Here is a 21,313-nt window from a genome sequence, read left to right on the forward strand (position 1 = left end):
GACCTACGCCGTCAGCGGACGCCGACGAGGTCCACGGCGTCGGCGAGGTCCGCGAGCGCCGTGATCCGCACGACGCCGGCGGGCAGGGGAGCGTCCCCGTCCCCGAGGGCGTCGAACCAGACGCCGCCGGCGAGCCCCGCGTCGACCCCGCCGAGCGCGTCCGTGCGGAGCCGGTCGCCCACCATCACGGCGTCGGCCGGATCCACGCCCGCCTCCGCGCACGCGAGCAGGAAGATGCGCGGGTCGGGCTTCGTGAAGCCGAGGTCGCCGGAGCAGATCACGGGGGAGAGGCGCGCGGTGAGCCCGGCGGCGGCGATCTTGGGCTCCTGCTGGCTGCGCTCGCCGTTCGTCACGACGCCGAACCGCACGCCCGGGTGCCGACGCGCGATCTCGTCGAGCGCCTCCACGGCACCGGGCAGCGCGCGCCACGACGCCTCGTACCCGGCGAGGTAGCCGCCGAACCAGGCGTCCGTCGCGGCGTCGTCCTCCGCGAGGGAGTCGGCGAGGTCGGCGGCCTCGGCGGATCCCCACGCGGCCAGGAACCCTCGGACGCGCGCCCGCCGCTGGCCCTGGTAGTCGAGCTCGCCCGAGAGGTACCGGTGGTAGTGCTCCTCCTCGAGGGCGACCCACAGCGCGACGGCGCGGTCGCGCTCGCCGGCGTCGGAGCCGTCGAGGTGCCCGCGCGCGGCGAGGTGTGCGGTGATCCCGTCGGCCACGGCCCCGCGGTGGTCCACCAGCGTGTCGTCGAGGTCGAGCAGGACCAGCCGGAGGGTCATCGGCCGGCGCGTCGCACGAGTCCGACGGCGTCGTAGACGCGCGCCAGCATGGCGTCGGCCCGCTCCTCGGCGCGCGCGGCGTTGCCGGCGAGCACGCGGTCGAGCTCCGCCGGGTCGTCCAGCAGCTCGAGCGTCCGCGCGCGGATCGGCTCGAACACGCTCGTGACGGTCTCGGCCACGTCCTTCTTCAGGTCGCCGTAGCCGCGGCCCGCGTAGCGCTCCTCGAGCGCCGGCACGGCCGTGCCCTCGAACGCCGAGAGGATCGTCAGCAGGTTGGAGACGCCGGGCTTCTCCCCGCGGTCGAAGCGGATCTCGCGCTCCGTGTCGGTGACGGCCGAGCGGATCTTCTTGGCCGTCTTCGCGGGCTCGTCCAGCAGCCACACCACGCCCGCGTCGGAGGCGGAGGACTTGCTCATCTTCGAGGTCGGGTCCTGCAGGTCGTAGATGCGCGCCGTGTCCTTCTGGATCATCGGCTCCGGGATCGTGAAGACGTCGCCGAAGCGCCCGTTGAAGCGCTTCGCGAGGTCGCGCGTGAGCTCCACGTGCTGCTTCTGGTCGTCGCCCACCGGCACGACCTCGGAGCCGTACAGCAGGATGTCGGCCGCCATGAGCGTCGGGTACGCGAAGAGGCCGAGCGTCGTGCCGTCGGCGCCCTGCTTCTGCGACTTGTCCTTGAACTGGGTCATGCGGCTGGCCTCGCCGAACCCGGTGAGGGTGTTGAGGATCCACGCGAGCTCGGTGTGCGCCGACACGTGCGACTGCACGAACAGCGTCGAGACGGCCGGGTCGATGCCCGCCGCGATGTACTGCGCGGCGGTGCGCCGGGTGCTCGCCCGCAGCGCCGCGGGCTCCTGCGGCACCGTGATGGCGTGCAGGTCGACGACGCAGAACACGGCGTCGTGCGTGGTCTGCATCTCCTTCCACTGCAGGAGCGCGCCGATGTAGTTGCCGATCTGCAGCGAGTCGGCGGACGGCTGCATGCCGGAGAAGAGGACGGGACGTGCGGTCATGGCGATGCCTTCGTGAGGGGAGCGCGGGGCGCTCGCGGGGCGCCGGTGCGGCGCGGAGGGGAGGGGGAGGGGGACGCGGGGCGGGGCGAGGGTCAGATCGCGTAGTCGACGACCACGGGCGTGTGGTCCGACCATCGCTGGTCGTACGCCTCGGCCCGGTCGACCGCGTAGCCCACGACCTTCTCGGCGAGGGCCGGCGTCGCGAGCTGGTAGTCGATGCGCCAGCCGGTGTCGTTGTCGAACGCCTTGCCGCGCCAGCTCCACCACGTGTAGGGGCCGTCGACCTCGCCGGCCTGCCGGCGTCCCACGTCGACCCAGCCGAGGCCGGGGCCGGTGGATCCGTCGACGCCCGTGATCTCCTCGCCCTGCGCGCCGAGGATCCGGTCGAGGTAGGCCCGCTCGCGCGGCAGGAAGCCGGCGCGCTTCACGTTGCCCTTCCAGTTGCGGATGTCGAGCTCGCGGTGGCCGACGTTGAGGTCGCCGACGACGACGGCGAGCTCCGAGTGCGCGGCGATCTCGGGCAGGCGGCGCTCCATGCCGTCGAGGAACCGCCACTTCTCGTCCTGCTTGGCGGTGCCGACCTCGCCGGAGTGCACGTAGGCGCTCACGACCGTGACGATGGTGCCGTCCACGTCGTAGTCGGCCTCGAGCCAGCGGCCCGCGCTGTCGAAGTCCTCCTCGCCGATGGCGACCCGGTGGATCTCCGCGCGGCGGCGGCTCGCGATGGCGACGCCCGCGCGGCCCTTGGCGGTCGCGGCGTCGTGCAGCACGTTCCACTCGGGTCCGAGGAGGCCCTCGATGTCGCTCGTCTCGGCGCGGACCTCCTGGATGGCGAGGATGTCGACGTCGCGCGTGGCGAGCCAGTCGCCCATGCCCTTGCGGAACGCGGCCCGGATGCCGTTCGTGTTGATGGACGCGACGCGGAGGTTCGAGGGCATGGAGACGATCCTAACGGCGGTGCTCTCCCCGCAGCCGGAGCAGGACCCGGGTCAGCCCGCGCGACCCCTCGTACCTCTCGCGGGCTCGGGCGCGCTCCTCCTCCTCGAGGATCCGGCGGGCCTCGTCGAGCTTCGCGAGCCGCTCCTTCTCGAGCTGCTCGGGGGTGAGGTCGCGGGCGTCGATGCCCTTGTCCGCCATGCTCACGGCGATCCACGACGCGCAGATGAGGATGACCTGGCAGATGAGGTTGAACCAGATCAGGAGGCCGATGATCACCGCGAACGACGCGAGCAGCGGATTCCGGCTGGCCCCGCCGAGGAGCGCCGTGCCGAGCACCTTGAGCACGCCCATGGCGACGCCGCCGAGCAGCGCGCCCTGCAGGAGCTGCGGCCGCGGGATCCGGACGCCCGAGAGGATCCGGTAGGCGCCCGCGAGCACGGCCGTGTCGAGCGCGAGCACGAGCGCGAGGCCGACGGTGCGGCCGACGACGATCGCGAGGAGGGAGTCCTCGCCGACCTGCATCAGCCCGAACACGAAGCCGAGGAGCCCGGTGCTGACCACCGAGAGCGCCGCGGACAGCAGCATCGCGAGCGCGAAGACCAGCGCGAGCCCGAGGTCCTTGACCTTGAGGAGCAGGAAGAACGTGGTGGGCGGCGGCAGCTCGAAGATCCGGCGCACGGAGTCGCGCGTCGAGGCGAGCCAGCCGAGCGCGGTGACGAGCAGGCCGATGGATCCGATGATCCCGGTCGCGCGCACGGCGTCCGAGGCGAGCAGCGCCTGCGGGTCCTTGATGGCACCGCCCTCGCCGAACAGCCCGGGCACCGCGCCCTGGATCAGCGTGATCAGCGAGTCGAGGAGCGCGGGGTTGTCCGCGAGCACGGATCCCGCCACGGAGAACCCGACGGCCAGCGCCGCGAACACCGCGAACACCGCCTGGTACGACATGCCGGCCGCGAGGATCGGTCCTCCCGCCGCCCCGTAGGCGAGGAGCACGCGCACGGGCTTGAGCTCCATCACGCGCGCGAACAGGGCGGGGATGCCGGTGGGCGCGGGCGGTCCCGCGGAGTCCGGGGCGGGAGCGGGGGATGCGGGGCGTCCGCGGCCGTCGGGGGCGGTCATCCCCCGAGGATACGGGCCGTCGGCCCCCTGATAGCGTGGACGGGCCGTTCCGGCACCCCGACCGGACGGCCACCCGCGCTGGGCCGTCCGTCCGCGCGTCACGCACCCGAGCGAGGGAGTCCCTGTGCGCATCACCGGCATCGGAGTAGGACACGGAGTGGCCACCGGGCCCGTGATGCGGATGCCCGACCCGCTGCCCGAGCCCGGCACCGAGGCCTTCACGGGCGACGCCGACGCCGAGGTCGCCCGCGTCGCCGACGCGCTCTCCGCCACCGCCGACGACCTGGCGGCGCGCGGCGCCCGCGCCGGGGGCGACGCCAAGGACGTGCTCGACGCCCAGTCGCTCATGGCGCGCGACCCCGCGCTCCTCGACTCGGTCGGCCGCCTCGTCGGCCAGGGCCGCTCGGGCGAGCGCGCCGTCTTCGAGGCGTTCGCGACCTTCCAGGAGCTCCTCACGGGCATGGGCGGGTACATGGCCGAGCGCGCGGCGGACCTCGCCGACGTCGCCCAGCGCGTCATCGCCCGGCTCCGCGGCGTGCCCGCGCCCGGGATCCCCACCGCGGACGCGCCCTTCGTCCTCGTCGCGCGCGACCTCGCGCCCGCCGACACCGCGCTCCTCGAGCTCGACCGCGTGCTCGCCCTCGTCACCACCGACGGCGGGCCCACCAGCCACACCGCGATCCTCGCCCGCAGCCGCTCCATCCCCGCCATCGTCGGCGCGACGGGTGCCGCCGACCTCGCGGAGGGCGACGAGGTCGTCGTCGACGCGGCCGCGGGGCTCGTGATCGCGCACCCGTCCGACGCCGAGCGCGAGGACGCCGTCCGCCGGATCCGCGCCCGCGAGGAGGCCCTCGCCGCCCCGATCACCGACGGCGCCCTGGCCGACGGCACGCCCGTCCCGCTCCTCGCCAACCTCGGGTCGCCCGCGGAGGCCGCGCGCGCGGTCGAGCTCGGCGCCGAGGGCGTCGGCCTCTTCCGCACCGAGTTCCTCTTCCTCGACGCCGCCGAGGCGCCGTCCGTCGCCGCGCAGACCGTGCAGTACACCGCGCTCCTCGAGGTGTTCCCGGGCCGCAAGGTCGTCGTCCGGGCGCTCGACGCCGGCGCCGACAAGCCCCTCGCCTTCCTCACCGACGCCGACGAGGAGAACCCCGCGCTGGGCCTCCGGGGCCTCCGCGCGCTGCGGGCGAACGAGTCGATCCTCCGCGACCAGCTCACCGCCCTCGCGGCCGCGGACGCGGCCACCGACGCCGACCTCTGGGTCATGGCGCCCATGGTCGCCGACGCGGAGGAGGCCGCGTACTTCGTGGAGCTCGGCCGCGAGCTCGGCCTCCGCACGGTCGGCGTCATGGCCGAGGTGCCATCGCTCGCGCTCCTCGCCGACCAGGTCGTCGAGGTCGCCGACTTCGTGAGCGTCGGCACGAACGACCTCACGCAGTACACGATGGCCGCCGACCGTCTGCTCGGCTCGGTCGCGAGCTACCAGGACCCGTGGCACCCGGCTGTCCTCCGCCTCGTCCGCACGCTCGGCGACGCGGGCCGCGCGTCCGGCACGCCCGTCGGCATCTGCGGCGAGGCGGCGGCGGATCCGCTGCTCGCGGTGGTGCTCGTCGGCCTCGGTGCCACGAGCCTGTCCATGACGCCTGCCGCGCTCGCCGACGTCCGCCTCGAGCTCGGCCGCCGCACCCTCGACGAGGCGCGCGCGGCCGCCGATGCGGTCCTCACGGCGCGCACCGCCGCCGAGGCGCGCGCGGCCGCCGAGCGGATCCTCGTCGCCCGGTAGACCCGCGCGCTGACCCCGCCCGCGCATACGGAAGGCCCCGCAGCTCATGGGAGCTGCGGGGCCTTGGTGGTCCGGGGGAGCGGAGGCGCTACGCCTTGCCGCGCATGATCGCCTGCTTGACCTCGGCGATCGCCTGCGTCACCTGGATGCCGCGCGGGCACGCCTCGGAGCAGTTGAAGGTCGTGCGGCAGCGCCACACGCCCTCCTTGTCGTTGAGGATGTCGAGGCGCACGTTCGACTCGTCGCGCGAGTCGAAGATGAAGCGGTGCGCGTTGACGATGGCGGCGGGGCCGAAGTACTGGCCGTCCGTCCAGAAGACGGGGCACGACGACGTGCACGCGGCGCAGAGGATGCACTTCGTGGTGTCGTCGAAGCGGGCGCGCTCGGCCGCCGACTGGATCCGCTCCTTGCCCTTCTCCGGCTTCGTGTTGGAGATGAGGAAGGGCTGCACGTCGCGGAACGACTCGAAGAACGGCTCCATGTCGACGACGAGGTCCTTCTCCAGCGGCAGGCCCTTGATGGCCTCCACGTAGATGGGCTGCGAGATGTCGAGGTCCTTGATGAGCGTCTTGCAGGCCAGGCGGTTGCGGCCGTTGATGCGCATCGCGTCGGATCCGCACACGCCGTGCGCGCAGGAGCGGCGGAAGGTCAGCGACCCGTCCTGCTCCCACTTGATCTTGTGCAGCGCGTCGAGGATGCGGTCGGTCGGGTAGACCTCGACGTCGAAGTCCTCCCACCGGGGCTCGGCGTCCTGGCCCGGCAGGTACCGGCGGATGATGAGGGTCACCGTGAAGGTGGGGATGGCCGAGGCCTCTCCCGCGGGAGGTGCGTCCAGGGTTGCGGTGCTCACGTGTGAGGTCCTATTCCGTAGGTGGTGCGGTGATGTGCGGCGGCCCTGACCCGAGGGTCAGTACTTCCGCTCCATCGGCTGGTAGTTCGTGATGACCACGGGCTTGGTGCTCAGCTTGATGTGGTCGCCAGCGTCCGTGCTGTGGGCGTCGCCGGTGAGGTACGCCATGGTGTGGACCATGTAGTTCTCGTCGTCGCGCGTGGGGTAGTCCTCGCGGAAGTGGCCGCCGCGGCTCTCCTTGCGGTACATCGCCGAGTACACGACGACCTCCGCGAGGTCGAGCAGGAAGCCGAGCTCGATGGCCTCGAGCAGGTCCGTGTTGAAGCGTTGGCCCTTGTCCTGCACCTGGATGTTCGTGTACCGCTCGCGCAGGTCGGCGATCACCTTGGTGACCTCGATCAGCGTGTCCTCGGTGCGGAACACCTGGGCGTTGCGGTCCATGGACTCCTGCAGCTCGCGACGCAGCGTCGAGATCCGCTCGGTGCCGTTGGAGTTGCGCGCGCCCTCGACGAGGCCCTTCACGAAGTCGGCCGCGTCGGCGGGCAGCGGCGTGAAGTCGACCGTCTTGACGTACTCGGCGGCGTAGTTGCCCGCGCGCTTGCCGAAGACGTTGATGTCGAGGAGCGAGTTGGTGCCGAGGCGGTTGGAACCGTGCACCGAGACGCACGCGCACTCGCCGGCCGCGTAGAGGCCCGGCACGACGGTCGTGTTGTCGGAGAGGACCTCGGCCTTGATGTTCGTGGGGATGCCGCCCATCGCGTAGTGCGCGGTCGGCAGCACGGGCACGGGCTCCGTGTAGGGCTCGACGCCGAGGTACGTGCGCGCGAACTCCGTGATGTCAGGGAGCTTCGCGTCGATGACGGCGGGCTCGAGGTGCGTGATGTCGAGGTAGACGTAGTCCTTGTTCGGTCCCGCGCCGCGGCCCTCGCGGATCTCCGTGGCCATGCACCGCGCCACGATGTCGCGGGGAGCCAGGTCCTTGATGGTGGGGGCGTACCGCTCCATGAAGCGCTCGCCCTCGCTGTTGCGGAGGATCGCGCCCTCACCGCGGGCCGCCTCCGACAGGAGGATGCCGAGGCCGGCGAGGCCGGTCGGGTGGAACTGGAAGAACTCCATGTCCTCGAGCGGCAGGCCCTTGCGCCAGATGATCCCGACGCCGTCGCCCGTGAGCGTGTGCGCGTTCGAGGTCGTCTTGTAGATCTTGCCGAAGCCGCCGGTCGCGAAGATCACGGCCTTCGACTGGAAGACGTGGATCTCGCCGGTCGACAGCTCGAGGGCCACGACGCCCGCGGGCTGCTGCTTCCCGTCGACCTCCGCCATGACGAGGTCCAGCACGTAGAACTCGTTGTAGAAGTTGATGCCGAACTTGACGCAGTTCTGGTACAGCGTCTGCAGGATCATGTGGCCCGTGCGGTCGGCCGCGTAGCAGGAGCGGCGGACGGGGCTCTTGCCGTGGTCGGCCGTGTGGCCGCCGAACCGGCGCTGGTCGATCTTGCCGTCCGGCGTGCGGTTGAAGGGGAGGCCCATGTTCTCGAGGTCGATGACCGCGTCGATGGCCTCCTTGGCGAGGATCTCCGCCGCGTCCTGGTCGACGAGGTAGTCGCCGCCCTTGACGGTGTCGAAGGTGTGCCACTCCCAGCTGTCCTCCTCGACGTTGGCGAGGGCTGCGGCCATGCCGCCCTGCGCCGCGCCCGTGTGGGAGCGCGTCGGGTAGAGCTTGGAGATGACGGCCGTGTTCGCCTGCGGTCCCGCCTCGATCGCCGCGCGCATGCCGGCGCCGCCCGCGCCCACGATGACGATGTCGAACTGGTGGTAGTGGACGCCGTCCACGATGGTGCTCGCGGAGGGCTCGGAACCGGGGGTCGCGGTGTCAGTGGTCACGGGCTTCTTTCTCGAGGCGGGAGGGGGAGCGGCTAGAGGTCGCCGCAGAAGGAGGGCAGCAGGTCGGCGGGCTGACCGGCGGGGCACGGGTCGAACGTGAAGACCACGAGCGTGCCGAGCACGAGCAGGACCACCGTGGACGTGACGAGCGCGCCCTTGAGGATCGTGCGGGTGCGCGGTGACGCGGCGTAGTCGTTCACGAGGGTGCGCATGCCGTTGGCGCCGTGGATGACCGCGAGCCAGAGCAGCGCGATGTCCCACACCTTCCAGAACGGGTCGGACAGCTTGCCGCCGACGAACGCGAAGTCGATGGCCTTGATGCCCTCGCCCTGGATGAGGTTGACGTAGAGGTGGCCGAAGATGAGCACGACGAGCACGACGCCCGAGGCGCGCATGTACATCCAGCCCCACTTCTCCCAGTTCACGCCGCCCTGCTTGCGGGGCTGGCGCGGCTGGCGGGGGCGCTCGACGCTGACCTGCTGTGCGATGTCGCTCATGATCAGATCCATCCCGCTTCGCTGAACACGTTGATGAGGTGGCGCGGCACGAAGCCGGCCATGAGCACGACCCACAGGCCGATCACCACGTAGAACATGAGGCGCTGGTGCTTGGCGCCGAAGCGCCAGAAGTCGATGAGGATGATCCGCAGCCCGTTGAGCGCGTGGAACCCGATGGCGCCGACGAGGGCGACCTCGCCGATGCCCATGATCGGGTTCTTGTAGGTGCCGATCACCGCGTTGTACGCCTCGGGGCTCACGCGGATGAGGCTCGTGTCGAGCACGTGCACGAGGAGGAAGAAGAAGATGGACACGCCGGTGATGCGGTGCAGCACCCATGACCACATGCCCTCGCGGCCCCGGTACAGCGTCCCCGCGGGGACCTTCGGTGCGCGCGAGATGTGCGGTTCGCGGGTTCCTGCCGTCTTGATGGACACGGAACGACCCTCCCTGATGCTGGTGCCCCGTGGGCGGAGCGCCTTCGCGCCGACATTGCGCGTCGCCGACGAGTCTACGGGCGGGTCAGGGCGGTCACCCGTTAGGGCACCCTAAGCGTCAGGGGGTGCCGGCGACCGCGTCAGGCGAGGAGCGGGACGGGGCCGGCGCCGGCGACGTCCGCCGCCTGGAGCGCCGAGCGGCGGGCCGACACGGCGCGGCCGTAGTGCCCGATGAGCTCGTCGCCGATGGTGGCCCACGACCGGCCGAGGACGGCGCGGCGGCCCGCCTCGCCCATCCGCAGGCGCATCGGCTCGCTGGCCACGAGCTCGTCCACGAGTCGTCGCAGGTGCGCGTCCCGGGGGGACGCGGGATCGAAGAGGAAGCCGTCCGTCCCGTGGTCGACGAGGTCGATCGGGCCACCCGCGTGCGGGGCGACCACCGGCAGGCCGGACGCGTGCGCCTCCTGCACCGTCTGGCCGAACGTCTCCTCGGTGCCGGTGTGCACGAACACGTCCATGGCGGCGTACGCGGCGGCGAGCTCGCGGCCGCCCACGCGGCCGAGCCACGTGACGGGCATGCCCGCGAGCGCGCGGCGGGCGGACGCCTGGCTCGGGCCGTCGCCCGCGATGAGGAAGCGCACGCCGCGGATCCCGCGGAGGGCCTGGAGCCGCTCGAGCTGCTTCTCGGGGGCGATGCGCCCCACGTAGCCGACGATCGTCTCGCCGCCCGGCGCGACGCGGTGCCGGAGCGCGACCGCGTCCTCCATGGCGCGGTTGCGGGGGTGGTAGCGGTCGAGGTCGACGCCGCGCCCCCAGCGGGCGACGCGCTCGACGCCCGCCGCCGCGAGGTCGGAGGCCGCGGCGCTCGAGGGCGCGAGGGTCAGGTCGGCGCCCTGGTGGATCCACCGCACGAGCCGCCACACGTACGGCGCGGTGGCCGCCAGCCGGTTCCGGCGCGCGTAGCCCGCGACGTCGGTCTGGAAGATGGCGACGGATGGGGTGTCGATGCGCGTCGCGGCCGCGATGGCCTGCGCGCCGAGGAAGAGGGGCGACGCGGCGTGCAGCACGTCCGGCGCGAAGTCGGTCAGGAGGCGCAGCACCTGGGGGCTGGGGATCCCGACCGGGAACTGCCGGTAGGCGATGGCGGGCACGCCGTGGACGGGGAAGCCCGCGAACTCGGACGGGGCGCCGGCGTCCGGGGCGATCACGATGGCCTGGTGCCCGCGGTCCCTGAGGTGCTCGAGCACCCGGCAGACGCTCGTGGTGACGCCGTTGACGGTGGGGAGGAAGCTCTCGCTGACGACGGCTACGCGCATGCCCCCGACGCTAGGCACCGGTGCCGACCGCGCCGCCGTCCTGTCGTGAACGCCCCGTTGCCGTCGCGTGAACTCGGCGCATCCGGCTGTTTCCCAGGGTGCCGATAGTGTGGGCGCATGACCGAGCAGACGAGCGCGATCTCCCGTTTCCACAGCGTGATCCCCGCGGGTGGCGTGGGCTCCCGCCTCTGGCCGCTGTCCCGCGCGGACGCCCCGAAGTTCCTCCACGACCTCACCGGTTCCGGCCGCACGCTCCTCCGCGACACGTGGGAGCGGCTCGCGCCGCTTTCCGGCGAGGACCGGATCATGGTGGTCACCGGCCGCGCCCACCGCGCCGCCGTCGAGGCCCAGCTCCCCGAGCTCACCGACCCGAACGTGGTCCTCGAGAGCGAGGGGCGCGACAGCACCGCCGCGATCGCGCTCGCGGCGGCGATCCTCCAGCGCCGCGAGCCGGGAGTCATCATCGGCTCGTTCGCGGCCGACCACGTCATCGCCGACCCGGACCGCTTCCGCGACACCGTGCGCGAGGCCGTCATCGCCGCCGACGCGGGCTACATCACGACCATCGGCATCACGCCGACGGAGCCGGCGACCGGCTTCGGCTACATCCACACGGGCAAGGCGCTCAGCATCCCCGACGCCCCGCACGCCCTCGAGGTCGCGTCGTTCGTGGAGAAGCCGAGCATCGGCGTCGCCCGCGGCTACGTGAAGGGCGGCACGCACCTCTGGAATGCGGGCATGTTCATCGCGCGCGCCGACCGCCTGCTCGAGGAGCTCGGCCGCACCGAGCCCGAGCTGCTGAAGGGCGTGCTCGAGCTCGCCGAGGCGTGGGACACCGCCGACCGCGGCCTCGTCGTCGACCGCGTGTGGCCGAACCTGAAGAAGATCGCGATCGACTACGCGGTCGCCGAGCCCGCCGCGGCCCGGGGCGCGCTCGCCGTGATCCCCGGCCGCTTCACCTGGGACGACGTGGGCGACTTCGCCTCCGTCGCCAAGATGCACTCGAGCGGTCGCAAGTCGGACCTCGTGATCCTCGGCGAGGACGCGCGCGTCCTGTCCGACGCGTCGAGCGGCATCGTGGTGGCCAACAGCAAGCGCGTGATCAGCCTCATCGGCGTGCGCGACATCGTCGTGGTGGACACCCCGGACGCCCTGCTCGTGACCACCAAGGAGAACGCGCAGCGCGTGAAGAGCGTGGTGGACGCGCTCAAGCTCAGCGGTGGGACGGACGTCCTGTAACGAAGGGGTAACGAACCCCTCGGGCGCTCTCCGCGGCCGGAAGGGGCCGGGAGCGGCGCCGTTAGATTCCGGGGATGCCCCGCACCCGCCGCGCCGTCCGCGCCGCCATCCTGCCCATCGCCCTCCTCGCCGCCGCCGCCCTCGCCGGGTGCGGTGCGGCCCCTGAGCCCGGCGCCACCGGATCCGCATCCGCGAGCGACTACTGCGCCCGCATGGTGACCAACTCCGGCGGCCTGCAGGACCGCTCCTTCAACCAGTCGAGCTGGGAGGGGCTCCAGCGGGCGGAGAAGGAGCTGGGGATCCAGGCCGACGTGCTCGTCTCGACGTCGGAGACCGACCTCGCCCCGAACGTCGAGCAGGCGGTGGGCACGGGCTGCGGCTTCATCCTCACCGTCGGGTACGAGCTGGCGGAGGCCACGTCGGCCGCCGCGGCGGAGAACCCGGACGTGCACTTCTCGATCGTCGACGAGGTCGTCGACGCCCCGAACGTGAAGCCGCTCGTCTTCGACACGGCGCAGGCCTCGTACCTCGCGGGCTACCTCTCGGCGGGCGTGAGCGAGACGGGCAAGGTCGGCACCTTCGGCGGCGGCAACCAGCCGCCCGTCACCCTCTTCATGGACGGCTTCGTCGACGGCGTGGCCGCGTACAACCAGGCGCACGGCACGAGCGTCCAGGCGCTCGGCTGGGACGCCGCCGCGCAGGACGGCACCTTCACCGGCGACTTCGAGGACGTATCGAAGGGCCAGACCACCACGCAGAACCTGCTCGACCAGGGCGCCGACGTCATCATGCCTGTGGCCGGCCAGGTGGGGGAGGGCGCGGCGTCCGCGATCCTCGCCCACGGCAGCGGCAAGCTGATCTGGGTCGACAACGACGGCTACGACACGCTCCCCGCCGAGTACCGCCCGCTCCTGCTGACGAGCGTGCTCAAGGACACGGGCCAGGCCGTCGTCGACATCGTGGCCGACGATCAGAAGGGCGCCTTCACCTCGGAGCCGTACGTGGGCACGCTCGCGAACGGCGGCGTGGGCCTCGCCGGGTACCACGACCTCGCCGCCTCGGTGTCGCCCGAGCTGCAGTCCGAGCTCGACGCGCTGAAGGCCCGCATCGTCTCCGGCGACGTGCAGGTGAAGTCGGTCTCGACGCCCTAGCAGGGCCCGTGTTGCCGCGGTGTTTCGGGGCCGTCCCGGATCGGTAACGCTTGCGCCCCGGGGCCCGATCGGGGCACGGGATGCATTCCCGTGCATGGGTAACATGAACGCACATCGCCCGGCTGACCCGGGCTGCACCTGGAGGCCACAGTGACCATCACCACCCGAAAGGCCGCCCTCGGCGGTCTCGCCGCCGTCGGCATCACCGCGATCCTCGCGGGCTGCGGCGCCGCTCCCGAGTCGACCGCGGGAGGCACCGGCGACGCCGCGAAGAGCGACCTGCTCACCTGCATGGTCTCCGACTCCGGCGGGTTCGACGACAAGTCGTTCAACCAGCTCGGCTACGAGGGCATGAACAAGGCCGTCGCCGACCTCGGCCTCCCGGCCGCCAAGCCGGTCGAGTCCGCGGCGGAGACCGACTTCGCGCCGAACCTCACCAACCTCGCCGACCAGGGCTGCGGCCTGATCCTCACGGTCGGCTTCCTGCTGGCAGACGCCACCAAGGAGGCTGCGGCCGCCAACCCGGACATCGAGTACTCGATCATCGACGACGCCTCGATCGACGCCCCGAACGTCAAGCCCATCACCTTCAACACCAGCGAGGCCGCGTTCCTCGCGGGCTACGCGGCAGCGGCCTACTCGAAGACCGGCACGGTCGGCACCTTCGGCGGCCTGCAGATCCCGACCGTCACGATCTTCATGGACGGCTTCGTCGACGGCGTGAAGTACTTCAACGAGCAGAAGGGCAAGGACGTCAAGGCCATCGGTTGGGATGTCGCCAGCCAGACCGGCTCCTTCACGGGCGGCTTCGAGGCGAACCCCGCCGCGAAGACCAGCGCGCAGACCCTCATCGACCAGGGCGCGGACGTCATCATGCCCGTCGGCGGCCCGATCTTCCTCAGCGCCGGCGAGGCCATCCGCGACTCCAGCGACAAGAAGGTCGTCATGGTGGGCGTCGACTCCGACGCGTACGAGACGGCGCCCGACCTCAAGGACCTCTTCCTCACCTCGGTGCTCAAGGGCATCGACGCGGGTGTCGAGGACGTCGTGAAGACGGCAGCCGACGACAAGTTCGACGCGACGCCCTACGTGGGCACCCTCGAGAACGGCGGCGTGGACATCGCCCCGTTCCACGACTACGAGTCGGAGGTCCCGTCGGACCTGTCGGGCGAGCTCGACACCATCAAGGCCGGCATCATCGACGGCTCGATCACCGTCGAGTCGCCGTCGTCGCTGACGAAGTAGCATCGAACGCACCGCGGGGGGATCGGCAGTCGCCGGTCCCCCCGCCGCGTGCTCACCACACCCACCGAACAGATTGATCCGATGAAGCTCGAACTGCGGGGCATCACCAAGCGCTTCGGCGCGCTGGTGGCCAACGACCACATCGACCTCGTCGTCCACCCGGGCGAGATCCACTGCCTCCTGGGCGAGAACGGCGCCGGCAAGTCCACGCTGATGAACGTCCTCTACGGCCTGTACCAGGCGGAGGAGGGCGAGATCCTCCTCGACGACCGGGTGGCGCGCTTCGCCGGACCCGGCGACGCCATGGCGGCCGGCATCGGCATGGTGCACCAGCACTTCATGCTCATCCCCGTCTTCACGGTCGCGGAGAACGTCATGCTCGGGCACGAGGAGACGAAGCTCGGCGGCCGGCTCGACCTGGCCGGCGCCCGCGCGAAGGTGCGCGAGATCTCCGCCCGCTTCGGCTTCGACGTCGATCCGGACGCGCTCGTCGCCGACCTGCCCGTCGGCGTCCAGCAGCGCGTCGAGATCATCAAGGCCCTGTCGCGCGACGCGGAGGTGCTCGTGTTCGACGAGCCGACCGCCGTGCTCACGCCGCAGGAGACCGACGAGCTCATGGTCATCATGAAGCAGCTCCGGGACGCCGGCACGGGCATCGTCTTCATCACCCACAAGCTGCGGGAGGTGCGCGAGGTCGCGGACCGCATCACGGTGATCCGGCTCGGCAAGGTGGTCGGCGAGGCCGAGCCCACCGCCAGCAACGCGGAGCTCGCGTCCCTCATGGTCGGCCGGAGCGTGTCGCTCACCGTGCAGAAGGAGCCCGCGACGCCCGGCGACGCCGCGCTCGTGGTGCGCGACCTCACCGTGATCGACGCGTCCGGCCAGGTCGTCGTCGACGGCGTGAGCTTCGAGGTGCACGCGGGGGAGATCCTCGCCATCGCGGGCGTGCAGGGCAACGGCCAGACCGAGCTGACCGAGGCGATCCTCGGGCTCCAGCCCCGCGTGTCCGGCACCATCGAGCTCGACGGCACGCGCCTCACCGGCCGCTCCGTCCGCCGCGTGCTCGACGCCGGCGTCGGCTTCGTGCCCGAGGACCGCAACGAGGACGGGCTCGTCGGCGAGTTCACCATCGCCGAGAACCTCATGCTCGACCGCTCCGACAGCCCGCCGTTCGTCGTCGCGGGATCCCTGAAGCTCGGCTACCTCGACGAGTTCGCGCGCGACCGCGTCCGCGAGTTCGACATCCGCACGCAGGGCATCGACACGCACGTCGGCCGGCTCTCCGGCGGCAACGCGCAGAAGGTCGTGCTCGCGCGCGAGCTCAGCCGCGACCTCCGCCTCTTCGTCGCGGCGCAGCCCACGCGCGGCCTCGACGTCGGCTCCATCGAGTTCGTGCACACGCGCGTCGTCGAGACCCGCGACCGCGGCCTGCCCGTCATCGTCGTCTCCACGGAGCTCGACGAGGTGGCGGCGCTCGCCGACCGCATCGCCGTGATGTACCGCGGCGGCATCGTCGGGATCGTCCCGGGCGACACCCCGCGCGACGTGCTCGGCCTGATGATGGCCGGCGAGGTCCCCGAGTCCGTCACCACCACCACGACCGCCGGAGGGCGCAGCGCATGACCGACGACACCACCCGTCCCGAGGGCCAGGCGCCCGAGGACCCGTCCGCGGGGCAGCTGCCCGCATCCGGTCGCGAGGCCGGATCGGTGGGCGACCCCACGCGCTCGGAGGCGCCCGCGGGCGTGCAGGCCGTGGCGACGGCCGCTCCCGCCGACGGCGACGGACCCGAGGGATCCCGCGCCGGCCAGGTCCTCCGCGAGATCGCGTCGGGCAGCGCGCTGCTGTCCGTCCTCGCGGTCGTCCTCTCGCTCATCGTGGGCGCGCTGCTCATCGCCGTCACGGACGAGGAGACGCAGAAGGCGGCAGGCTACTTCTTCAGCCGACCGCTCGACACGCTCCGCGCGGGCTGGGACGCCGCCTCCGGCGCCTACTCCGCGCTCTTCCAGGGGTCGATCTACAACTTCCGCCGGCCGGGCTTCGCGAACGGCATCAAGCCGCTCACCGAGACGCTGACCTTCGCGACCCCGCTCATCGCGGCCGGCCTCGGCGTCGCCCTCGCGTTCCGCGTGGGCCTGTTCAACATCGGCGCCCGCGGCCAGATGCTCATCGCGGCGGCGTGCGCCGGCTGGGTCGGCTTCGGCTTCGACCTGCCGCCCGTGATCCACCTGGTGCTCGCCGTCGCCGCGGGCATCGTGGGCGGCGCGGTCTGGGGCGGGATCGTCGGCCTCCTCAAGGCGCGCACGGGCGCGCACGAGGTGATCGTCACGATCATGCTCAACTACGTCGCGTTCTACCTGCTCTCGTACCTGCTCCGGACGCCCGGCCTGCTGCAGGCGCCCGGCTCGAACAACCCGAAGACCCCGGCGATGGCCGAGAACGCGATCTTCCCGGCCCTCCTCGGCGACGGCTACTCGCTGCATGCGGGCTTCCTCGTGGTCGTCGTCGCGACGGTGATCGTCTGGTACCTCCTCAACCGCTCGGGCCTCGGCTTCCGCTTCCGCGCGGTGGGCGAGAACCCGAGCGCCGCGCGGGTGGCCGGCATCGACGTCAAGAACTCGTACCTCTACGCCATGCTCATCTCCGGCGGCCTCGCGGGCCTCGCGGGGGCCAGCCAGGTGCTCGGCACGGTCACGACGGGCTTCAGCTCGGGGATCGACGCGGGCATCGGCTTCGACGCCATCACGGTGGCGCTGCTCGGCCGCAGCCGGCCGTGGGGCGTCTTCGTCGCGGGGATCCTGTTCGGCGCGTTCAAGGCCGGCGGCTTCTCGATGCAGGCGGCCGAGGGCGTGCCCATCGACATCGTCGTGGTCGTCCAGTCGCTCATCGTCCTGTTCATCGCGGCGCCCCCGCTCGTGCGGGCGGTCTTCCGCCTGCCCGCGCCGGGCCAGGCGCGTCGCACCACCCGGACCCGGAAGGCGGCGATCGCCTCATGACCGCGACGACCCCCACGCAGTCGGCGTCACCCGCGCCGCACGACCCCGCGGCCGCAGCGCTCGAGCGCGCCGTCGCCACCAGCTGGAAGGCGCCCGTCGCCTTCGGCGTCTTCACCGTGATCGCCCTCGTCCTGTTCGTGCTGCTCGGACGCGAGGGGTCGAGCACGTTCGGCCTCTCCACGGGGACGGACCTCATCCAGCTCGCGCCGCTCGTGCTGCCGACCGCCGCCACCGGGGTCGCCGTCACCGTGGTCCTCGCCGCGCTCACGGTGGTGTCCGCCGTGCTGGTGCGCCGGTCGGCGAAGGTGCCGCTCTGGTTCACCGTCGTGTTCGCGATCCTGTTCCTCGTCGCGTTCCTGACCTGGGCGTCCGCGGGCCAGACGATCCCGGTGCCCGGCCTCCTGGTGGGCACGGTCGCCCTGTCGGTGCCGCTCATCTTCGGCGCGCTCGGCGGCGTGCTCTCGGAGCGCGTCGGCGTCGTCAACGTCGCGATCGAGGGCCAGCTGCTGGCGGGCGCGTTCGTGTCCGCGGTGGTGGCCTCCCTCACGGGGCAGCCGCTCATCGGCCTGGCGTCCGCGATGGTCGCCGGCATGTTGGTCTCGTTCGTGCTCGCGGCCTTCGCGATCAAGTACCTGGTCGACCAGGTCATCGTCGGCGTCGTGCTCAACGTGCTGGTCACGGGCCTCACGAGCTTCCTCTTCTCGCAGGTGCTGTCCGCCGACCCGGGGCGCCTCAACTCGCCGCCGCGCTTCGACCGCATCGACATCCCGATCCTCGGCCAGATCCCGATCATCGGTCCCGTGCTGTTCCGGCAGACGATCATCGTCTACGTCATGTACGTGGCCGTGTTCCTCGTCTGGTACTGCCTCTTCCACACGCGCTGGGGTCTCCGCCTCCGCGCGGTGGGCGAGCACCCGCAGGCCGCCGACACCGTGGGCATCAAGGTCTCCGCGACCCGGTTCTGGAACGTCTCCCTCGCGGGTGCCATCGCGGGCCTGGGCGGCGCGTTCTTCACGCTCGGGTCCGTCGGCGCGTTCAACAAGGAGATGACGGCGGGCGCCGGGTTCATCGCGCTGGCCGCGGTCATCTTCGGCCGGTGGGATCCGCTGCGCGCCACGCTCGCGGCCCTCCTGTTCGGCTTCGCCAGCAACCTGCAGAACGTCCTCGGCGTCATCGGGTCGCCGGTGCCGAGCGAGTTCATGCTGATGCTGCCGTACGTCGTGACCATCGCCGCCGTCGCGGGCCTCGTGGGGCAGGTGCGCGGACCCGCCGCCGCCGGCAAGCCCTACGTGAAGTCGTGAGCGCCGTGGAGCCCGGCGGGTCGGGCGGCATCGACTGGGGATCCCTGCGCGAGGCGGCGCACGAGGCCATGGGCCGCGCGTACGTGCCGTACTCCCGCTTCCCCGTGGGCGTCGCGGCCATCGCCACGGACGGCCGCGTCATCACCGGCTGCAACGTGGAGAACGCGTCCTACGGCCTGACCCTCTGCGCCGAGTGCGCGCTCGTCTCGGTCCTGCACCTCACGGGCGGCGGTCAGCTCGTCGCCTTCACGTGCGTGGACGGCGACGGGAACATCCTCATGCCGTGCGGGCGCTGCCGGCAGCTGCTGTTCGAGCACGCGGTGCCGGGCATGCTCCTGGAGACCGTGTCCGGGATCCGCACGATCGACGAGGTCCTGCCGGACGCGTTCGGCCCGAGCACGCTGAACGCGTACGGGGACCGCTCGTGAGCGGCGCGTTCGACGTCGTCGACCTGATCCGCACCAAGCGCGACGGCGGACGCCTCTCGACCGCCGAGATCGACTGGCTCGTGGCGGCGTACACCGACCGCTACGTCGCGGACGAGCAGATGGCCGCGCTCGCGATGGCGATCCTCCTGCGCGGCATGGACCGCACCGAGATCCGCGACCTCACGCTCGCGATGATCGCGAGCGGCGAGACGCTCGACTTCTCGCAGCTCGGCAAGCCCACGGTCGACAAGCACTCCACGGGCGGCGTGGGCGACAAGATCACCCTCCCGCTCATGCCGCTGGTCGCCTCCTACGGCGTCGCGGTGCCGCAGCTCTCGGGCCGCGGCCTCGGCCACACGGGCGGCACGCTCGACAAGCTCGAGTCGATCCCCGGCTGGCGCGCCGACCTCTCGACGGAGGAGATGGTGCGCCAGATGCAGGACCACGGCGGCGTGATCTGCGCGGCCGGCAGCGGCCTCGCCCCCGCCGACAAGCGCCTCTACGCGCTGCGCGACACCACGGGCACGGTCGAGGCGATCCCGCTCATCGCCTCCAGCATCATGAGCAAGAAGATCGCCGAGGGCACGGGCGCGCTCGTGCTCGACGTGAAGTTCGGTTCCGGCGCCTTCATGACCGACATCGACCGGTCGCGCGAGCTCGCGCGCACCATGGTCGAGCTCGGCACCGACGCCGGGGTGCGGACCACCGCGCTCCTCACCGACATGGACGTGCCCCTCGGGCTCGCCATCGGCAACGCCAACGAGGTGCGCGAGTCCGTCGAGGTGCTCGCGGGCGGCGGCCCCGCCGACGTCGTGGAGCTCACGCTGGCGCTCGCGCGGGAGATGCTCGCCGCGGTCGGGATCCCCGACGCCGACGTCGACGTCGCCCTCCGCGACGGCCGGGCCATGGACTCGTGGCGCGCCACCGTGCGCGCGCAGGGCGGGGATCCGGATGCCGCGATGCCCATGGCGCGCGAGACCCATGTGGTCACCGCCGAGCGCGACGGCGTGCTCGTGCAGCAGGACGCCCTCCCGTTCGGCATCGCCGCCTGGCGCCTCGGCGCCGGACGCGCGCGCCAGGGCGACGCCGTGCAGCACGCCGCGGGCGTCGACCTGCACGCCAAGCCGGGGGACCGCGTCCGCCGCGGCGACCCGCTGTTCACGCTCTCCACCGACGAGCCCGAGCGGTTCGCCCGCGCGCTGGAGTCGCTCGAGGGCGCGTACCGCGTCGGCGATCCGGAGGAGCACGTCGCGCGCGGCCCGCTCGTGCGGGAGCGCATCACCGCCGAGGGCTGATCCGCCGCCCGGCCGCCGTCGAGGGACGACGGCCGGGCGCGGGCCGCATCGGGCCTCAGCCGATGCGCTGGAGCGCGTCGACGACCACGTCCCAGAACCCGGCGTGGTCGAGCTCGACGGCGACCTGCGTCGTGCAGTCGGCGGGAGCCGGCCGGCGCAGGTCCGCGACGGTCATCCCGGTCGTGTGCGTGCCCGTCAGCTCCACGGAGATCGGCGCGCGCCGGACGCTCACGAGGCGCGGGTCGATCACGCGCGCGACGGCGCACGGGTCGTGCACGGGCGGGCTCGGGAAGTCCTGGCGGTCGTGGTACGCCCGGCCGTACGACTCCATCGAGTCGACGACGAACCGCGCGGCCGGCGTGCCGAGGGCGGCGATGCGCGCCATGACCTCGGGGGTCGCCGTCGCCTGGTAGGTGAGGTCGAGGCCGACCATCGTCACGGGCCACGCCTCTCCGAACACGATGTGCGCGGCCTCGGGGTCCACCGCGACGTTGAACTCCGCGACGGCCGTGCGGTTGCCGTGGTGGTAGCCGCCGCCCATGAGCACGACCTCCTTCACGCGCTCGACGATGCGCGGCTCCCGGCGCACGGCCAGCGCGATGTTCGTCAGCGCGCCGAGCGGCACCAGCGTGATCTCGCCGGGCGCGTGCGCCATGACCGTCTCGATGATGAGGTCCACCGCGTGCCGCGGATCCAGCGCCACGGTCGGCTCCGGCAGCTCGGGCCCGTCGAGCCCGGACTCGCCGTGGATCTCGGGCGCCGTCATCACGGGCCGCACGAGCGGACGCGCGCAGCCCGCGGCGACCGGCACGCCGTGGATCCCCGCGACGGTCGCGACCGCGAGCGCGTTCCGCGTCACCTTCTCGAGCGTCTGGTTCCCCGCCACGGTGGTGATGCCGACGAGCTCCACCTCGGGGCTCCCGTGCGCGAGCATCAGGGCGAGGGCGTCGTCGTGCCCCGGGTCGCAGTCGATCAGGATCTTGGTGGGCATGGGTCCTCCGGCTCGGGTCTCGGCCGCCGACGTCTCGCGCACCGATCGTTCGTGTGCCTACT

At 72.2% G+C, this 21,313-nt stretch carries 19 protein-coding genes; 9 read left to right on the forward strand and 10 right to left on the reverse strand.

What is annotated here, in order from left to right:
* Positions 1 to 11: 11 nt before the first annotated feature.
* The 4 genes from K0V08_RS00485 to K0V08_RS00500 form a co-directional block, all read right to left on the reverse strand.
* Positions 12 to 776, reverse strand: a complete 765-nt coding sequence (locus K0V08_RS00485) for an HAD family hydrolase (RefSeq protein ID WP_079532236.1) — start codon at positions 774 to 776, stop codon at positions 12 to 14.
* Positions 773 to 1,786 (reverse strand): tryptophan--tRNA ligase, encoded by a 1,014-nt coding sequence (gene trpS / locus K0V08_RS00490; protein ID WP_079532240.1) that lies wholly within the window; start codon positions 1,784 to 1,786, stop codon positions 773 to 775. The genes K0V08_RS00485 and trpS overlap by 4 nt, the downstream gene beginning before the upstream one ends.
* A gap of 92 nt (positions 1,787 to 1,878) precedes the next feature.
* Positions 1,879 to 2,724: an exodeoxyribonuclease III gene (locus K0V08_RS00495; protein WP_079532242.1), complete on the reverse strand. Its 846-nt coding sequence runs from the start codon at positions 2,722 to 2,724 to the stop codon at positions 1,879 to 1,881.
* A gap of 10 nt (positions 2,725 to 2,734) precedes the next feature.
* Entirely contained in the window at positions 2,735 to 3,844 is a 1,110-nt protein-coding gene (locus K0V08_RS00500) for a YihY/virulence factor BrkB family protein (RefSeq protein ID WP_079532246.1), read from the reverse strand.
* 175 nt (positions 3,845 to 4,019) lie between these two features.
* Between K0V08_RS00500 and ptsP the strand changes: the two genes are divergently transcribed.
* A complete protein-coding gene (ptsP, locus tag K0V08_RS00505) occupies positions 4,020 to 5,624 on the forward strand; it encodes a phosphoenolpyruvate--protein phosphotransferase (RefSeq protein WP_174240205.1) in 1,605 nt (534 codons plus the stop codon).
* A gap of 88 nt (positions 5,625 to 5,712) precedes the next feature.
* Here ptsP and K0V08_RS00510 read toward each other — a convergent pair whose 3' ends face one another.
* The 5 genes from K0V08_RS00510 to K0V08_RS00530 all read right to left on the reverse strand — a co-directional run bounded on the left by K0V08_RS00510 (position 5,713) and on the right by K0V08_RS00530 (position 10,605).
* Positions 5,713 to 6,474, reverse strand: a complete 762-nt coding sequence (locus K0V08_RS00510; RefSeq protein ID WP_012037655.1) for a succinate dehydrogenase iron-sulfur subunit — start codon at positions 6,472 to 6,474, stop codon at positions 5,713 to 5,715.
* Positions 6,475 to 6,531: 57 nt separating this feature from the next.
* Positions 6,532 to 8,355, reverse strand: coding sequence for a succinate dehydrogenase flavoprotein subunit (gene sdhA, locus K0V08_RS00515; RefSeq protein WP_012037656.1), 1,824 nt, complete (start codon positions 8,353 to 8,355; stop codon positions 6,532 to 6,534).
* Positions 8,356 to 8,387: 32 nt separating this feature from the next.
* On the reverse strand, positions 8,388 to 8,852 hold the full coding sequence (locus tag K0V08_RS00520; protein WP_012037657.1) for a succinate dehydrogenase hydrophobic membrane anchor subunit: 465 nt from the start codon (positions 8,850 to 8,852) through the stop codon (positions 8,388 to 8,390).
* Positions 8,853 to 8,854: 2 nt separating this feature from the next.
* A complete protein-coding gene (gene sdhC, locus K0V08_RS00525) occupies positions 8,855 to 9,289 on the reverse strand; it encodes a succinate dehydrogenase, cytochrome b556 subunit (RefSeq protein WP_012037658.1) in 435 nt (144 codons plus the stop codon).
* A gap of 140 nt (positions 9,290 to 9,429) precedes the next feature.
* Positions 9,430 to 10,605, reverse strand: a complete 1,176-nt coding sequence (locus K0V08_RS00530; RefSeq protein ID WP_043560645.1) for a glycosyltransferase family 4 protein — start codon at positions 10,603 to 10,605, stop codon at positions 9,430 to 9,432.
* Between the two features lie 117 nt (positions 10,606 to 10,722).
* On the opposite strand from K0V08_RS00530, the gene K0V08_RS00535 reads away from it, so the two are divergent.
* The 8 genes from K0V08_RS00535 to K0V08_RS00570 all read left to right on the forward strand — a co-directional run bounded on the left by K0V08_RS00535 (position 10,723) and on the right by K0V08_RS00570 (position 20,260).
* A complete protein-coding gene (locus tag K0V08_RS00535; RefSeq protein ID WP_079532253.1) occupies positions 10,723 to 11,844 on the forward strand; it encodes a mannose-1-phosphate guanylyltransferase in 1,122 nt (373 codons plus the stop codon).
* 74 nt (positions 11,845 to 11,918) lie between these two features.
* Positions 11,919 to 12,995, forward strand: a complete 1,077-nt coding sequence (locus tag K0V08_RS00540) for a BMP family lipoprotein (protein ID WP_079532256.1) — start codon at positions 11,919 to 11,921, stop codon at positions 12,993 to 12,995.
* Positions 12,996 to 13,145: 150 nt separating this feature from the next.
* A complete protein-coding gene (locus tag K0V08_RS00545) occupies positions 13,146 to 14,240 on the forward strand; it encodes a BMP family lipoprotein (protein WP_012037662.1) in 1,095 nt (364 codons plus the stop codon).
* A gap of 81 nt (positions 14,241 to 14,321) precedes the next feature.
* Positions 14,322 to 15,863: an ABC transporter ATP-binding protein gene (locus K0V08_RS00550; protein ID WP_079532260.1), complete on the forward strand. Its 1,542-nt coding sequence runs from the start codon at positions 14,322 to 14,324 to the stop codon at positions 15,861 to 15,863.
* Positions 15,860 to 17,236: an ABC transporter permease gene (locus K0V08_RS00555; protein ID WP_172405419.1), complete on the forward strand. Its 1,377-nt coding sequence runs from the start codon at positions 15,860 to 15,862 to the stop codon at positions 17,234 to 17,236. Before K0V08_RS00550 ends, K0V08_RS00555 begins: the two co-directional genes overlap by 4 nt.
* Positions 17,233 to 18,537 carry an ABC transporter permease gene (locus K0V08_RS00560; RefSeq protein ID WP_079532263.1) on the forward strand — a complete coding sequence of 435 codons (1,305 nt, stop codon included), beginning with the start codon at positions 17,233 to 17,235 and terminating at the stop codon, positions 18,535 to 18,537. The genes K0V08_RS00555 and K0V08_RS00560 overlap by 4 nt, the downstream gene beginning before the upstream one ends.
* Positions 18,534 to 18,965 (forward strand): cytidine deaminase, encoded by a 432-nt coding sequence (locus K0V08_RS00565; RefSeq protein WP_079532266.1) that lies wholly within the window; start codon positions 18,534 to 18,536, stop codon positions 18,963 to 18,965. The genes K0V08_RS00560 and K0V08_RS00565 overlap by 4 nt, the downstream gene beginning before the upstream one ends.
* Entirely contained in the window at positions 18,962 to 20,260 is a 1,299-nt protein-coding gene (locus K0V08_RS00570; RefSeq protein ID WP_079532269.1) for a thymidine phosphorylase, read from the forward strand. Before K0V08_RS00565 ends, K0V08_RS00570 begins: the two co-directional genes overlap by 4 nt.
* A gap of 55 nt (positions 20,261 to 20,315) precedes the next feature.
* On the opposite strand, the gene uriH is transcribed toward K0V08_RS00570, so the two are convergent.
* Entirely contained in the window at positions 20,316 to 21,251 is a 936-nt protein-coding gene (gene uriH / locus K0V08_RS00575; RefSeq protein WP_079532273.1) for a uridine-preferring nucleoside hydrolase UriH, read from the reverse strand.
* Positions 21,252 to 21,313: the final 62 nt, after the last annotated feature.

Origin of the sequence: Clavibacter michiganensis (genome assembly GCF_021216655.1) — a bacterium.
Taxonomy (GTDB): domain Bacteria; phylum Actinomycetota; class Actinomycetes; order Actinomycetales; family Microbacteriaceae; genus Clavibacter; species Clavibacter michiganensis.

What these genes read in the sequence shown, in the direction of transcription:
- K0V08_RS00485 (WP_079532236.1), bottom strand. Translation starts at nt 776, where the DNA reads ATGACCCTCCGGCTGGTCCTGCTCGACCTCGACGACACGCTGGTGGAC.
- K0V08_RS00495 (WP_079532242.1), bottom strand. Translation starts at nt 2,724, where the DNA reads ATGCCCTCGAACCTCCGCGTCGCGTCCATCAACACGAACGGCATCCGG.
- K0V08_RS00530 (WP_043560645.1), bottom strand. Translation starts at nt 10,605, where the DNA reads ATGCGCGTAGCCGTCGTCAGCGAGAGCTTCCTCCCCACCGTCAACGGC.
- K0V08_RS00520 (WP_012037657.1), bottom strand. Translation starts at nt 8,852, where the DNA reads ATGAGCGACATCGCACAGCAGGTCAGCGTCGAGCGCCCCCGCCAGCCG.
- ptsP (WP_174240205.1), top strand. Translation starts at nt 4,020, where the DNA reads ATGCGGATGCCCGACCCGCTGCCCGAGCCCGGCACCGAGGCCTTCACG.
- K0V08_RS00555 (WP_172405419.1), top strand. Translation starts at nt 15,860, where the DNA reads ATGACCGACGACACCACCCGTCCCGAGGGCCAGGCGCCCGAGGACCCG.
- K0V08_RS00535 (WP_079532253.1), top strand. Translation starts at nt 10,723, where the DNA reads ATGACCGAGCAGACGAGCGCGATCTCCCGTTTCCACAGCGTGATCCCC.
- trpS (WP_079532240.1), bottom strand. Translation starts at nt 1,786, where the DNA reads ATGACCGCACGTCCCGTCCTCTTCTCCGGCATGCAGCCGTCCGCCGAC.
- K0V08_RS00540 (WP_079532256.1), top strand. Translation starts at nt 11,919, where the DNA reads ATGCCCCGCACCCGCCGCGCCGTCCGCGCCGCCATCCTGCCCATCGCC.
- K0V08_RS00500 (WP_079532246.1), bottom strand. Translation starts at nt 3,844, where the DNA reads ATGACCGCCCCCGACGGCCGCGGACGCCCCGCATCCCCCGCTCCCGCC.
- uriH (WP_079532273.1), bottom strand. Translation starts at nt 21,251, where the DNA reads ATGCCCACCAAGATCCTGATCGACTGCGACCCGGGGCACGACGACGCC.
- K0V08_RS00550 (WP_079532260.1), top strand. Translation starts at nt 14,322, where the DNA reads ATGAAGCTCGAACTGCGGGGCATCACCAAGCGCTTCGGCGCGCTGGTG.
- K0V08_RS00560 (WP_079532263.1), top strand. Translation starts at nt 17,233, where the DNA reads ATGACCGCGACGACCCCCACGCAGTCGGCGTCACCCGCGCCGCACGAC.